Source organism: Pseudomonas indica NBRC 103045, assembly GCF_002091635.1.
GTDB classification, from domain to species: domain Bacteria; phylum Pseudomonadota; class Gammaproteobacteria; order Pseudomonadales; family Pseudomonadaceae; genus Pseudomonas_M; species Pseudomonas_M indica.
In genome coordinates, this window is record NZ_BDAC01000010.1 from 140,978 (window position 1) to 153,954 (window position 12,977).

At 62.4% G+C, this 12,977-nt stretch carries 13 protein-coding genes; 6 read left to right on the plus strand and 7 right to left on the minus strand.

Annotated features, from left to right (window positions below):
- The first annotated feature begins 15 nt into the window (after positions 1-15).
- Both PIN01S_RS13855 and PIN01S_RS13860 read left to right on the plus strand, forming a co-directional pair.
- The gene (locus tag PIN01S_RS13855) at positions 16-318 is read left to right on the plus strand and encodes an ArsR/SmtB family transcription factor (protein WP_084336265.1); all 303 of its coding nucleotides are present in this window, start codon (positions 16-18) and stop codon (positions 316-318) included.
- A gap of 123 nt (positions 319-441) precedes the next feature.
- Positions 442-1,491 carry an alkene reductase gene (locus PIN01S_RS13860; RefSeq protein WP_084336266.1) on the plus strand — a complete coding sequence of 350 codons (1,050 nt, stop codon included), beginning with the start codon at positions 442-444 and terminating at the stop codon, positions 1,489-1,491.
- 238 nt (positions 1,492-1,729) lie between these two features.
- Here the strand turns inward: PIN01S_RS13860 and PIN01S_RS13865 are convergent, their stop codons facing one another.
- The gene (locus PIN01S_RS13865; RefSeq protein ID WP_084336267.1) at positions 1,730-2,614 is read right to left on the minus strand and encodes an ATPase; all 885 of its coding nucleotides are present in this window, start codon (positions 2,612-2,614) and stop codon (positions 1,730-1,732) included.
- Between the two features lie 307 nt (positions 2,615-2,921).
- Between PIN01S_RS13865 and PIN01S_RS13870 the strand changes: the two genes are divergently transcribed.
- Entirely contained in the window at positions 2,922-3,227 is a 306-nt protein-coding gene (locus PIN01S_RS13870; protein ID WP_084336268.1) for a hypothetical protein, read from the plus strand.
- Positions 3,228-3,250: 23 nt separating this feature from the next.
- Here PIN01S_RS13870 and PIN01S_RS13875 read toward each other — a convergent pair whose 3' ends face one another.
- From PIN01S_RS13875 to dmeF, 6 genes are all read right to left on the minus strand, one after another.
- Complete coding sequence (locus PIN01S_RS13875) at positions 3,251-4,027, minus strand: ABC transporter substrate-binding protein (protein ID WP_084336269.1); 777 nt, start codon at positions 4,025-4,027, stop codon at positions 3,251-3,253.
- A gap of 283 nt (positions 4,028-4,310) precedes the next feature.
- On the minus strand, positions 4,311-4,766 hold the full coding sequence (gene moaE / locus PIN01S_RS13880) for a molybdopterin synthase catalytic subunit MoaE (protein ID WP_084336270.1): 456 nt from the start codon (positions 4,764-4,766) through the stop codon (positions 4,311-4,313).
- Between the two features lie 2 nt (positions 4,767-4,768).
- A complete protein-coding gene (moaD, locus tag PIN01S_RS13885) occupies positions 4,769-5,017 on the minus strand; it encodes a molybdopterin converting factor subunit 1 (RefSeq protein ID WP_084336271.1) in 249 nt (82 codons plus the stop codon).
- Positions 5,014-5,493, minus strand: a complete 480-nt coding sequence (gene moaC / locus PIN01S_RS13890) for a cyclic pyranopterin monophosphate synthase MoaC (protein ID WP_084336272.1) — start codon at positions 5,491-5,493, stop codon at positions 5,014-5,016. The genes moaD and moaC overlap by 4 nt, the downstream gene beginning before the upstream one ends.
- Before the next feature lie 118 nt (positions 5,494-5,611).
- On the minus strand, positions 5,612-6,997 hold the full coding sequence (locus tag PIN01S_RS13895) for a PhoH family protein (RefSeq protein WP_084336273.1): 1,386 nt from the start codon (positions 6,995-6,997) through the stop codon (positions 5,612-5,614).
- A 308-nt stretch (positions 6,998-7,305) separates the two neighbouring features.
- Positions 7,306-8,316, minus strand: a complete 1,011-nt coding sequence (gene dmeF, locus PIN01S_RS13900) for a CDF family Co(II)/Ni(II) efflux transporter DmeF (protein WP_084336274.1) — start codon at positions 8,314-8,316, stop codon at positions 7,306-7,308.
- A gap of 209 nt (positions 8,317-8,525) precedes the next feature.
- On the opposite strand from dmeF, the gene yaaA reads away from it, so the two are divergent.
- The 3 genes from yaaA (at position 8,526) to alg8 (ending at position 12,965) form a co-directional block, all read left to right on the plus strand.
- A complete protein-coding gene (yaaA, locus tag PIN01S_RS13905; protein ID WP_084336275.1) occupies positions 8,526-9,305 on the plus strand; it encodes a peroxide stress protein YaaA in 780 nt (259 codons plus the stop codon).
- Positions 9,306-10,062: 757 nt separating this feature from the next.
- On the plus strand, positions 10,063-11,373 hold the full coding sequence (gene algD, locus PIN01S_RS13910; protein ID WP_084336276.1) for a GDP-mannose 6-dehydrogenase: 1,311 nt from the start codon (positions 10,063-10,065) through the stop codon (positions 11,371-11,373).
- Between the two features lie 110 nt (positions 11,374-11,483).
- Positions 11,484-12,965 (plus strand): mannuronan synthase, encoded by a 1,482-nt coding sequence (alg8, locus tag PIN01S_RS13915; RefSeq protein WP_084336277.1) that lies wholly within the window; start codon positions 11,484-11,486, stop codon positions 12,963-12,965.
- Positions 12,966-12,977 lie beyond the last annotated feature (12 nt).

The window sequence follows — 12,977 nt, forward strand, 5'->3', positions numbered from 1 at the left end:
ACGGACCGCCACGTCATGTCCATCGACATCGATGAAATCATCAAGGCCCTCGCCCACCCGGTGCGCCGCGACATGCTGCATTGGCTGAAGGACCCGGAGAAATACTTCGTCGAGCAGGAACACCCGTTCGAGATCGGCGTCTGCGCCGGCAAGTTCGACCAGCGCACCGGACTGTCCCAGTCCACCGTCTCGGCACATCTGGCGACCTTGCAACGGGCGGGTCTGGTGACCAGCCAGCGGGTCGGCCAGTGGAATTTCTTCAAACGCAACGAGGACACCATCCAGGCGTTCCTGCGCCAGATCGGCGACGAGTTGTAGCGCTTTCCCGTTCTTCCTTTTTCGACAGGAGCAAGCCCATGCCGACTTCGCTTCTCGTCCTCGCTTTGCCCGAAAAACCGAGCCCGAACCGGCTCTCGACCGACCGTTAACGGAGATATTCCAATGACCACGCTCTTCGACCCGATCAAGATCGGCGACCTGGAACTGAACAACCGTATCGTCATGGCCCCGCTGACCCGTTGCCGCGCGGACGAAGGCCGCGTGCCCAACGCGCTGATGGCCGAGTACTACGCCCAGCGCGCCTCCGCCGGCCTGATTCTCAGCGAGGCCACGTCGGTGTCGCCGATGGGCGTCGGCTACCCCGACACCCCTGGCATCTGGTCCGACGCCCAGGTGCGCGGCTGGAGCAACATCACCAAGGCGGTGCATGCCAACGGCGGCAAGATCATGCTGCAACTCTGGCACGTCGGGCGCATTTCCGACCCCAGCTACCTGAACGGCGAGCTACCGGTCGCCCCCAGCGCCATTGCCGCCAAGGGCCATGTCAGCCTGCTGCGGCCGCTGCGTGACTTCGTCACCCCGCGCGCCTTGGAAACCGAGGAAATCGCCGATATCGTCGAGGCTTACCGCATCGGCGCCGAGAACGCCAAGGCCGCCGGCTTCGACGGTGTGGAAATCCATGCTGCCAACGGTTATCTGCTCGACCAGTTCCTGCAGGACAGCACCAATACGCGCACCGACCGCTACGGCGGATCGCTGGAGAACCGCGCTCGCCTGTTGCTGGAAGTCACCGATGCGGCCATCGAGGTCTGGGGCGCCGGTCGTGTCGGCGTCCACCTGGCGCCCCGTGCCGACTTGCATGACATGGGCGATTCGAATCGGGCCGAGACCTTCACCTACGTCGCCCACGAGCTGGGCAAGCGCGGTATCGCCTTCATCTGCGCCCGCGAGAAGGAAGCCGACGACAGCCTCGCTCCGCGCCTGAAGGAAGCCTTCGGCGGCGTGTTCATCGCCAATGAGCGTTTTACCAAGGAACAGGCCGACGCCTGGCTGGCGGCCGGCAAAGCCGATGCGGTGGCCTTCGGCGTGCCCTACATCGCCAACCCGGACCTGGTGGAACGATTCAAGCAGAACGCCCCACTCAACGAAGCCGACCCGGCGACTTTCTATAGCTCGGGGCCGGTGGGCTACCTGGACTATCCGCGGCTGTAAGACCTGCCCACTCCCACAGAAACGTGGCCCCCGGCGGGCGAATAAATTCGTCCCTAATACAGCGTAAGTTTTGGTTCGTAGCCCGGATTGCGCTGGCGCTTATCCGGGCTACGGCTCTGCATAGGGGCGAACTCTGCTCGCGATTGGGCCTTGTGGGAGCTTCGCCAGCAGAGTGGGCTCCTACGAAAGCGGATCAGGGATTGTGCGCCATCCGGGTAGGTCCGGACGGCGCTTGACCTCAACGTGCGTTGATCTGCTGTTGCAGGCTTTGCAGTTGGCTTTGCAGGCTGGTGATGTTGCGGGTCATCTGGGCGCGGAAGGCGTCGAATTCGGCGGCGTTGCCCTGGCCGGAGCCGGCGCGGGTTTCCATTTCGCTGCGCAGGACCAGCAGGTCCTGCTCCAGGCGGCCGATGGCCTGGTTGGGATTGCCCTGTTTCTTCAGGGTTTCGAGATCCGCCGCCAGCCCCTTGAGGCGAGTATCCAGGCGAGCCAGTTCCTGCTTGGCCGATTGGGCGTCACCCTGGGCGGCCTTCAGGTCAGCCTGTGCGGCCTGCAGCTTTTCCTGTTCCCCGGCCAAGCCTTTCAGACGGGTGTCGACCTGGGCGGCGTCGCTCTTCTGCGCCTTGAGATCGGCGGCCAGTTGGTCGAGGCGCTTGGCCTGTTCGCCCTGCTGCCCGGCAACGCCCTGCTGCTGGCGGCTCAGCTCGGCGAGTTTGTTTTCCAGTTGCTTGACCTGCAGTTTCAGGGCTTCGCTGCCGGTGGTGACGCTGGACTCGGTGGCCACTACCTTGCCGGTGATGTCCTGGATACGCCCGGCGGCCTCCTCGCTGATGCGGGCGAAGCTCTCCTGGGTCGCCACCAGTTGCTGCTCCATCAGCGAAATCTGCTGGAAGCTCCACCATCCCAGACCGCCCAAGGCGATGGTCAGGGCGCCGACCAGCGCCCACAGCGGGCCGGTGCTGGCTCCCTTCGAGGCTTTCGCCGGCCTCTCCGCACGTACCGCTCCACGACCGTAACCGCGCTCCAGCGGCTCGGGCGCGTCATGATCGAAATCGTCATCATCGCGGATATCGGGCCTCAGGCTGGGCACGTGTTCCAGTTCGTCGTGGGCATCGTTACGCATGGATAAACCTTCAAGGAGCGCGGGAAGACTCGGTAGCCGCGAGTATACCGGTTCTTGTCCGGCGCTTCAGCGTGGCGCCATGCCGGTGCACGACGCACCGGACGGGAGCGGCGATGAACCATCGACTGCCTGAAGGCCACGCAGTTCCTCGTTCTGTGAACTGGCACAAGGCTTGCCTGAGCACTGATTGGGGGGATCAAGGCGATTCTCCGGTCAGGAAGACGACGGGTCGGGTCTGTACCAGCCCGCGGCTCCGGGTCACTCAGGAAGAGTGTCCCCCGGAGCGTTCTCACTGAAGGGGAAATGCATGGAGCTGAACAAAGCCGTTCTGGATTGCATGCAGGCACTGCGTCGGCGCCTGCGCGACGAGTTGGCGGTGGATATCCGCCTCAGCCAGCCGGACGCCATCCCGGCGATGCTCGCGGCCTGCCTGAACTCCAACGACCTGGAAACCCGCACCCTGGGCCAGCGTCTGGCGGAGTTCAGCGACCTGATCCCCACCCGATCCACTCCGAAGGGCCAGCCACTGGCCGACGTACCGGCTCCCGCCAGCCTGGCCGGAAAGCCCTCCGGCTCGGTGCGTATCTATCGCGGCCAGCGGATCTATGTCTGACGGAGGGGTTGCCCCCTCCGCCTTCACTCGCCGTAGATATCGAAGCTGAAGTACTTGCTCTGGATCGCCTGGTAGCGGCCGTTGGCGCGGATCGCCGCGATGGCTGCATTGAGTTTGTCCAGCAGTTCCGCATCCCCCTTGCGTACGGCGATGCCGGCCCCTTCGCCGAAATAATGCGGATCGCTGAAGTCCGGCCCGACGAAGGCGAAGCCCTTGCCGCTCTCGGTCTTGAGGAAACCCTCATCCAGCGGAATGGCATCGGCCAGTACCCCGTCCAGACGGCCGGCGAGCAGGTCCAGGTAGATCTCGTTCTGGGTGCTGTAACGCACCACCTCGACACCTTTGGGCTGCAGCACCTCGGTGGCGAAACGGTCGGTGGTGGTGGAGCGCTGGACGGCGATGCGCTTGCCCTTCAGGTCGGCGAAATCGGCGTCCACGGTGGTGCCTTCCTTCATCACCAGACGCGCGGGGCTGTAGTAGTACTTGCCGGTGAAATCCACCGACCGGCGCCGTTCGTCGGTAATGGTCATGGACGAGAGAATCGCATCCACCTTGCGTACTTTCAGCGAGGGGATCAGCCCGTCGAACTCCTGTTCGACCCATTCGCAGCGGGTCTGCATCTGTTCGCACAGGGCATTGCCGATGTCGTAGTCGAAGCCGGCGATCGCCCCCTCGGGCGTCTTGTAGGCGAACGGTGGATAAGCCGCCTCGATGCCCAGGCGCAGGGGCTTTTCGGCGGCGAACAGGCTGGAGGCCAGCAGGCCCAGGGCAAGGCTGCTCAACAAGACGATTTTCTTCATGGTGCGACTCCCGGATGCGAATGCGTGCCACCTGAGGCGGACGGTTTTTGGGGTTGGCAGGAACGGAAGCAGAACGCCGTGGCGAGAACGGGCGGAGGCGATAAGCGAAGCGAACAGGTTTCGGTGCCCATGGGCGAGCTACCATCTTGTACTTTTCGTCCAATATGGACTTATAAGTACAATCGGTCAACGCCCAGCGCTGTGAACGGACGAACGCAGCCGTCGGGCTCGAAGGCCCGGCAGCCGGAGAGAAAACAAGCGGAGGCGGCAGTCGCCGAAGGGATCAGTCGTTACGCCAGCGGTCGGCCGCGGCTTTGTCGCTGTCGCGGCCTTCGACCCAGCGCGGACCCTCCTGGGTATCTTCCTTCTTCCAGAACGGCGCGCGGGTCTTCAGGTAATCCATGACGAAATTGCAGGCATCGAAGGCTGCCTGGCGATGAGCACTGGCCGTGCCGACGAAGACGATGGGCTCGCCCGGCTCCAGGCGACCGATGCGGTGCAGGATCTCGAGGCGGAGCAGCGGCCAGCGTTGCTCCGCTTCGCGGGCGATCTTCTCCAGCGCCTTCTCGGTCATGCCGGGATAGTGTTCGAGGAACATGCCGCCGACCTCCTGGCCATCGTTGAAGTCGCGCACATAGCCGACGAAGCCGACCACCGCACCGACGCCGACATTGGCTGCGTGCAAGGCATTGAGTTCGCCCCCCGGGTCGAACGCCGCCGCCTGGACCCGAATAGCCATGCTCAACCTCCGGTGACCGTGGGGAAGAACGCCACTTCGTCGCCGTCTTCCAGGGGTTCGTCGAGGCTGCACAGTTCCTGGTTGCGGGCGCACATCAGGTTGCGTTCGGCGAGCACCTCCCAGGCGCCGCCGCGACCCAGCAGGTGCTGGCGCAGATCGTCGATGCGGGTCCAGTCGGAGGCCATGTCGAGCGCCTCGTCATCGAGGCCCAGGGTCTCGCGGTAACGGGCGAAGTACTGCACACGAATCATTGCGCGTCGTCCTCCGCCCGGTAATGGCCGCTCTTGCCGCCGAGCTTCTCTAACAGGCGCACCTGTTCGATGGTCATGCCGCGATCCACCGCCTTGCACATGTCGTAGAGGGTCAGCGCGGCGACGCTGGCAGCGGTCAGGGCTTCCATTTCCACACCGGTCTGCCCGGCCAGCTTGCAACGGGCAACGATGTGTACGGTGTCGTTGCCCTCGGGGGCCAGTTCGACCTTCACGCCGGTGAGCAGGAGCGGATGGCACAGCGGGATCAGTTCATGGGTCTTCTTCGCCGCCTGGATGCCGGCGATGCGTGCCACGGCGAACACGTCGCCCTTGGGATGGCCGCCATCCTGGATCAGGCGCAGGGTTTCCGGGCGCATGCGCACCCGCGCTTCGGCCACGGCCTCACGGGACGTCACCGCCTTGTCGGTGACGTCGACCATGTTGGCATGACCTTGGGAATCGAGATGGGTCAGCATTGGGGAGTCGATCTGTGAAGGGAATGGCGCATTGTATACACGACCCTCCCTTCACAGGCCACAGGCTGCGGGCGGACGGCACAGCACGCCCGCCGCCTTCGACGACCGCCACCGCCCGTTACATATGGGCCTCGGCGTACTCCGCCAGCACCGAACGAGGTACCCCTTGAAGGGTGATGTGTACCCCGTGCGGGAAGTCCTTGAAGCGCTCCGTCAGATAGGTCAGGCCCGAACTGGTGGCGGACAGGTAGGGCGTGTCGATCTGCGCCAGATTGCCCAGGCAAACCACCTTCGAACCGCTGCCGGCACGGGTGATGATGGTTTTCATCTGGTGCGGCGTGAGGTTCTGGCACTCGTCGATCAGGATCAGGCTCTGCTGGAAGCTGCGCCCGCGGATGTAGTTCAGCGATTTGAACTGCAACGGCACCTTTTGCAGGATGTAGTCGACGCTGCCGTGGGTGTTCTCGTCGTCCATGTGCAACGCTTCCAGGTTATCGGTGATGGCGCCCAGCCAGGGCTCCATCTTCTCGGCCTCGGTACCGGGCAGGAAGCCGATGTCCTCGTCCAGCCCCTGCACGCTGCGGGTGGCGATGATGCGCCGATAGCGCTTGCTGACCATGGTCTGCTCGATGGCCGCGGCCAGGGCCAGGATGGTCTTGCCGGAGCCGGCGGCGCCGGACAGGTTGACCAGATGGATGTCCGGATCGAGCAGCGCGTACAGCGCCAGCGCCTGATAGATGTCCCGCGGCCGCAGCCCCCAGGCCTCCTGATGCAGCAGCGGCTCTTGATGCAGGTCGAGGATCAGCAGTTCGTCCTGCTTGATGCCCTTGATCCAGCCGACGAAGCCCTGCTCGTCGACGATGAACTCATTCACGTGCACCGCCGGCAGGTTGTCGGTGAGCTGCACGCGGTGCCAGGTGCGCCCATGGTCCTGGCGGGTCTCCACCTTGCTCACGCGGTCCCAGAAGGTCCCGCCCAGGCTGTGGTAGCCGCGGGACAGCAGGTTGACGTCATCGATCAGTTGGTCGGTATGGTAGTCCTCCGCGGCGATACCGCAGGCGCGCGCCTTCAGGCGCATGTTGATGTCCTTGGTCACCAGCACCACGGGGACGCCGGTGCGGCGGCTCTTCAGTTCCACCAACTGATTGATGATGCGGTTATCGTTGTGGTTCTCCGGCAGTACCGTCTCGGCCCGCTTGCTCATGAGGATCGACAGCCAGCCGCAAGGGCCGCTCTTGCCACGCTGGATCGGTACGCCCTGCTCCACTTCCTCCGGCGAGGCTTCGCCCAGCACCTGATCGATCAGGCGGATCGCCTGACGGCATTCGGCAGCGACGGTGTGCTTGCCGGTCTTCAACTTGTCCAGCTCTTCCAGCACCGTCATCGGAATCGCGACGTGGTGTTCCTGGAAATTCAGCAAGGCATTCGGATCGTGGATCAGGACATTGGTGTCGAGGACATACAGGGTGGGCTGGGTGGAGCGGGCACGTCCGTGGTCATCCATACTCGGTCACCTTTCTTGGAGGGGCCAAGCGACGGAATGCCGGGTCGGCGCTCCGCCGCAGGGGGCCGCCGGCCTCCCGAACGTGTTCGGGATTTTGCAGGCAAGGTGCGGGGCCTGGGGGACGCCACCTGACTGCAGGATTCGGCGGTCTTGTTCTGGTAATACCGCAAAAGGAATGACAGAAAAACTGTTTTTTCACGTCCGTTACGGTTTTTTTATCGGCTCGACGAATAACCCTTGGCGGCCCCCGCCCACGCCGCTACAGTCATAAAGCTAGGCCCCGCGCTTTATTGCCGTTTCCCACCCTCTCATCCCTTCGCCCGACAGACCGGATCGTCCTGGCCCGTGCCATGGCCGATGCCGCACCGATTGACTTCCACGGTCACATGCACCAGCTCGTTGAAGCCCGCCAGGCGCGATTTGTAGCGATCCGCCGATACGTCGTCGTGGGTCACCAGGGAAAGGATGCAGGCATATTGCGCGCGCCCGACACGCCACAGGTGCAGGTCGGCGATCTCGGTGTCCGGTTCCTCTTCCAGAACCATGCGAACCCGATCCACCAGCGGGTGATCCATCTCGCGATCGAGCAGCACCTTGCCGGTCTCCACCAGCAGCCCCTTGGCCCAGATGCCGATCACCACGGCACCGACCACACCCATGGCCGGGTCCAGCCAATCCCAGCCGAACAGCTTGCCACCCAGCAGGGCGAGGATGGCGGCCACCGACGTCAACGCGTCGGCCAGCACATGGAGGAAGGCCGCATGCCGGTTGAGATCGCGCCCGCCGTGAGCATGCCCATGGCCGTGATCGTGATCGTGATCGTGATCGTGATCGTGATCGGCGCCAGTGTGGCTGTGAGAATGCGGCTGGTCACGCAGCAACCAGGCCGACAACAGGTTCACCACCAGGCCGATGGACGCCACCCACAGCGCCTGGTCGAAACTGATCCGCACCGGCTCCCACAACCGCCAGAACGATTCGAACAGCATCAACACAGCGACCACCACCAGCAGTAAGGCACTGGCGAAGCCGGCCAGAATCTCGATCTTCCAGGTGCCGAAGGCGAAGCGGCGGTCCCGTGCGTAGCGACGGGCGAGCAGATAGGCGAGCGCGGTGAGACCGATGGCGACCATGTGCGAGGCCATGTGCCAACCGTCGGCGAGCAGCGCCATGGAGTTGAACCAGTGGCCGGCGGCGATTTCCACCAGCATGGTCATGCCGGTCAACGCCATGACACGCCAGGCCTGCCGCTCGCTACCGTGCTCCAGGGGCCGGTAATCGTGAGAGGGCTCCCAGCGCGAATGATCACAGGAATTCATGTTACGTCCTTCTTCAAAAGTGCAGACCTGAGCAGACTAAAACCCCGGGGCGGCCCCAGGGTCAACCGCTTCCTCGCCTCTGCATCTCGATGCAAGGCTGCACTCATCCGATCACTCGTCACCTCCAAAGGGAAAAATCGATTGCCTCGATAGCTGGAGCCTGGACGGCTGGCGCCCTAGAATCGCCGCACGCTGACAGGAGACCATAGATGCTGATGGTGATTTCTCCGGCCAAGACCCTCGATTACGAGACCCCGCCGGTCACTTCCCGCTTCACCCAACCCCAACACCTGGACCACGCCCAGGAGCTGATCGTCCAGTTGCGCCGGATGGCTCCGGCCGAGATCGGCGAACTCATGCACCTGTCCGACAAGCTCGCCGGGCTCAACGCCGCCCGCTACGGCAGTTGGACGCCCGACTTCACGCCGGAGAACGCCAAGCAGGCGCTACTCGCCTTCAAGGGCGACGTGTATACCGGACTGAACGCCGAGGATTTCCGCGAGGCCGACTTCGACTTCGCCCAGGACCATCTGCGCATGCTTTCCGGCCTGTATGGCGTGCTGCGCCCGCTGGACCTGATGCAGCCCTATCGACTGGAAATGGGCACCAAACTGGCCAACAGCCGTGGCCAGGACCTCTACGCCTTTTGGGGCGAACGCATCAGCGGCTGGCTGAACGAGGCCCTCGCAGCACAGGGCGACGACATCCTGCTGAACCTGGCCTCCAACGAGTATTTCGGTGCGGTCAAACGCAAGGCGCTGAACGCTCGGATCATCGACACCGAATTTCGCGATCTGAAGAACGGCCAGTACAAGATCATCAGCTTCTACGCCAAGAAAGCGCGCGGTCTGATGGCTCGCTTCGTGATCAAGGAGCGTCTGCGCGATCCGGACGCCCTCAAGGGCTTCGACTACCAGGGCTACCGCTACTCAGCCGAACATTCCGCACCGGACAAGCTGGTTTTCCTGCGCGACACGCCGAACGACTGAGCCCGCTTTTTCAGCCTGCGGTGGTGCAATGCCACCGCGCTTCCCCCCTGCATTTTCCGATCATTCTTACCTCACCCAAACGCCTCCTCGCCTATTCCTGACAAGGGCGCCGCTCCGTGCGTCGGAAAAATCCTACATTAATAGTGGCTCAATAATTACCAAATAGTGGCATATAGCCCAAATGCCATTATTTCGGAATGTCCAGCCCTTTCTTTCATGGCCAACTGATATTTCTTCGATATCGCGAGAAAGCAAAACGCCAAACCCCTTATATATAAAGGCTTTCCCTCGAATTGCCATCAATATGCAATTACGTAAGTTTCCAAACATATTTCAATCTGTGTCACAAACTGGACGAATGGTGGGAACTTAGAGGTAGGGAAATGATCATAACCGCGTGACGACATTTCCCTACAACCGAGTGAGGGAAGTCTGTCGTTTATATAAGGCCCATCGGCGGTACCCGAGGCGCCCTTTAAACCAACTGCAATAAAAACGCTGTAAGGAAAAGGGGGATACAACCACAGAGTAGCCCAAAATAGAGCCTTCGCAAGGCTGAACGCCCCTTTAAGGAGCGTCCTCTTAAAAATAAGGGCAACGTTTTTAAAACATGCCCAGTTTGAGTGCCAATTTCCCCGGCGCTCTGGACTTATTATGCCTGCGTTCGGCCAAATGAATATTGAACCGAGCGCCCAAACGACGGCGATTCAAACAATCGCCATATGTAACGGCGTGATAAAAGAATGAGGTGAATGCGATGCGCATCAGCATCTTTGGTTTGGGCTACGTCGGTGCAGTATGCGCCGGTTGCCTGTCGGCTCGCGGCCATGAAGTTGTCGGCGTGGATATCTCCACCCACAAGATCGACCTGATCAACAACGGTAAATCCCCCATCGTCGAGCCTGGTCTCGAAGAGCTTCTCGGCAAAGGCATCAAGGCCGGCAACCTGCGCGGCACCACCGATGTCGCCGACGCGATTCGCAACACCGACCTGTCCATGCTCTGCGTCGGTACGCCCAGCAAGAAGAACGGCGACCTCGAGCTGAACTACATGGAGTCGGTCTGCCGCGAAATCGGCATGGCCCTGCGTGACAAGAGCCAGCGCCACACTGTCGTGGTCCGCAGCACCGTGCTGCCGGGCACCGTCAAGAACGTCGTCATCCCGATCCTCGAAGACTGCTCCGGCAAGAAGGCCGGCGTCGACTTCGGCGTAGCGGTCAACCCGGAATTCCTCCGCGAAAGCACCGCGATCAAGGACTACAACTTCCCGCCGATGACCGTCATCGGTCAGTTGGACGATGCGTCCGGCGACATGCTGCAGGAAATCTACCAGGAGCTCGACGCGCCGATCATCCGCAAGGACATCGAAGTCGCCGAGATGATCAAGTACACCTGCAACGTCTGGCACGCCACCAAGGTCACCTTCGCCAACGAGATCGGCAACATCGCCAAGGCGGTGGGCGTCGATGGCCGTGAGGTGATGGACGTGGTCTGCCAGGACAACAAGCTGAACCTGTCCAAGTACTACATGCGTCCGGGCTTCGCCTTCGGCGGCTCCTGCCTGCCGAAAGACGTGCGCGCCCTCTCCTACCGCGCCAGCTCGCTGGACGTGGAGGCGCCGCTGATCGGCTCGCTGATGCGCAGCAACTCGGCCCAGGTCCAGAAAGCCTTCGACATCATCTCCAGCTACGACAAGCGCAAAGTCGCTCTGCTCGGCCTGAGCTTCAAGGCCGGCACCGACGACCTGCGCGAGAGCCCGCTGGTGGAACTGGCAGAAATGCTGATCGGCAAGGGTTTCGACCTGCGCATCTACGACCGCAACGTGGAATACGCCCGCGTCCATGGCGCCAACAAGGACTACATCGAGTCGAAGATTCCGCACGTTTCCTCGCTGCTGAATTCCGACTTCGACGAAGTGGTGAAGAACGCCGACGTCATCGTCCTGGGTAACGGCGACGAGCAGTTCGCCTCCCTGGCGCAGCAGGTACCCGAGGGCAAGCAGGTCGTCGACCTGATCGGCTTCATGCCGCACGCGACCCGCGGTGCGACTGAAGGCATCTGCTGGTAACCCAAGCCTGCCTTAACCCAACCGGGCTGACTCAGAAGGGCGAGCGCAAAACAACAACAAAGCGCCGCCCATATCTGTGCTCCCCCGTGAAAAGAACAACGGACGCAGATATGGACAGGCTAAAGCAAGGTCTTACCGAGGCCACCGGCTGGCTTCTTTACGTCAGTTTATTGATGCTGCTCGCCTTGGCGTTGCCCAGGGATGTTTTCGATCCCGATTCGAAGCATTTCCTGTTCATCATCGGCGCAGTCGGCATCTGGCGCTATTCCATGGGCGCCATGCACTACATCCGCGGGCTGATCTTCCTCTACCTGGTGTACCCCTACTACCGCCGCCAGGTACGCAAGCTGGGCAGCGCCGCCGATCCGTCGCACGTGTTCCTGATGGTCACCAGCTTCCGCATCGAGGCCCTGACCACCGCCCAGGTCTATGGCTCGGTGATCCAGGAAGCCATCGACTCCGGCTACCCGACCACCGTGGTCTGCTCCATCGTGGAGATGTCCGACGAACTCCTGATCAAGAGCCTGTGGGCCAAGCTGAACCCGCCGGAGCGGGTCAAGCTGGACTTCGTGCGGATTCCCGGCACCGGCAAGCGCGACGGACTGGCCTACGGCTTCCGCGCCATTTCCCGGCACCTGCCGGACGAACACGCGGTGGTGGCGGTGATCGATGGCGATACCGTCCTGACCCCCGGCGTGGTGCGCAAGACCGTGCCCTGGTTCAAGCTGTTCCCGAACGTCGGTGGCCTGACCACCAACGAGTTCTGCGAAGTGCGCGGCGGCTACATCATGAGCGAGTGGCACAAGCTGCGTTTCGCCCAGCGGCACATCAACATGTGCTCGATGGCCCTGTCCAAGCGCGTGTTGACCATGACCGGCCGGATGTCGGTCTTCCGTGCGCAGGTGGTCACCGAGCCGGAGTTCATCGCCGACGTGGAATCCGACCATCTGGAGCACTGGCGCCTGGGCCGCTTCCGCTTCCTTACCGGCGACGACAAATCCAGCTGGTTCAGCCTGATGCGCCTCGGCTACGACACCTTCTACGTGCCGGATGCCGCCATCAACACCGTGGAGCACCCGCCGGAAAAGAGTTTCATCAAGGCCAGCCGCAAGCTGATGTTCCGCTGGTACGGCAACAACCTTCGTCAGAATTCGCGCGCTCTGCGCCTGGGGCCGCGACGTCTGGGCTGGTTCACCAGCCTGGTGCTGTTCGACCAGCGCATCTCGATGTGGACGTGCCTTCTGGGCCTGGCGGTAGCGATCATCGCCAGCCTCAAGTACAGCATCGGTTTCCTGCTGGTCTATCTGCTGTGGATCGGTCTGACCCGCCTGATCTTGAGCATCCTGCTCATTGCATCCGGGCACCACATCGGTCCGGCCTACCCCACGATCCTTTATTACAACCAGATCGTTGGCGCCCTGGTGAAGGTCTACGTGTTCTTCCGCCTGGATCAGCAGTCGTGGACCCGCCAGGACACCAAACTCACGCGTGATCTCGCCAGCTTCCAGCGCTGGTTCAACAGTTGGTCGTCACGGGCCATGACCTTCTCGGCCGCCAGCGTGTTCATCGCTGTGCTGCTGACGGTGGTGTGACCGGGCATAACG

Bases quoted from the DNA above. Each gene is read 5' to 3' on its own strand.
- PIN01S_RS13855 (WP_084336265.1), top strand. From the start codon at position 16: ATGTCCATCGACATCGATGAAATCATCAAGGCCCTCGCCCACCCGGTG.
- PIN01S_RS13860 (WP_084336266.1), top strand. From the start codon at position 442: ATGACCACGCTCTTCGACCCGATCAAGATCGGCGACCTGGAACTGAAC.
- PIN01S_RS13865 (WP_084336267.1), bottom strand. From the start codon at position 2,614: ATGCGTAACGATGCCCACGACGAACTGGAACACGTGCCCAGCCTGAGG.
- PIN01S_RS13870 (WP_084336268.1), top strand. From the start codon at position 2,922: ATGGAGCTGAACAAAGCCGTTCTGGATTGCATGCAGGCACTGCGTCGG.
- PIN01S_RS13875 (WP_084336269.1), bottom strand. From the start codon at position 4,027: ATGAAGAAAATCGTCTTGTTGAGCAGCCTTGCCCTGGGCCTGCTGGCC.
- moaE (WP_084336270.1), bottom strand. From the start codon at position 4,766: ATGGCTATTCGGGTCCAGGCGGCGGCGTTCGACCCGGGGGGCGAACTC.
- moaD (WP_084336271.1), bottom strand. From the start codon at position 5,017: ATGATTCGTGTGCAGTACTTCGCCCGTTACCGCGAGACCCTGGGCCTC.
- moaC (WP_084336272.1), bottom strand. From the start codon at position 5,493: ATGCTGACCCATCTCGATTCCCAAGGTCATGCCAACATGGTCGACGTC.
- PIN01S_RS13895 (WP_084336273.1), bottom strand. From the start codon at position 6,997: ATGGATGACCACGGACGTGCCCGCTCCACCCAGCCCACCCTGTATGTC.
- dmeF (WP_084336274.1), bottom strand. From the start codon at position 8,316: ATGAATTCCTGTGATCATTCGCGCTGGGAGCCCTCTCACGATTACCGG.
- yaaA (WP_084336275.1), top strand. From the start codon at position 8,526: ATGCTGATGGTGATTTCTCCGGCCAAGACCCTCGATTACGAGACCCCG.
- algD (WP_084336276.1), top strand. From the start codon at position 10,063: ATGCGCATCAGCATCTTTGGTTTGGGCTACGTCGGTGCAGTATGCGCC.
- alg8 (WP_084336277.1), top strand. From the start codon at position 11,484: ATGGACAGGCTAAAGCAAGGTCTTACCGAGGCCACCGGCTGGCTTCTT.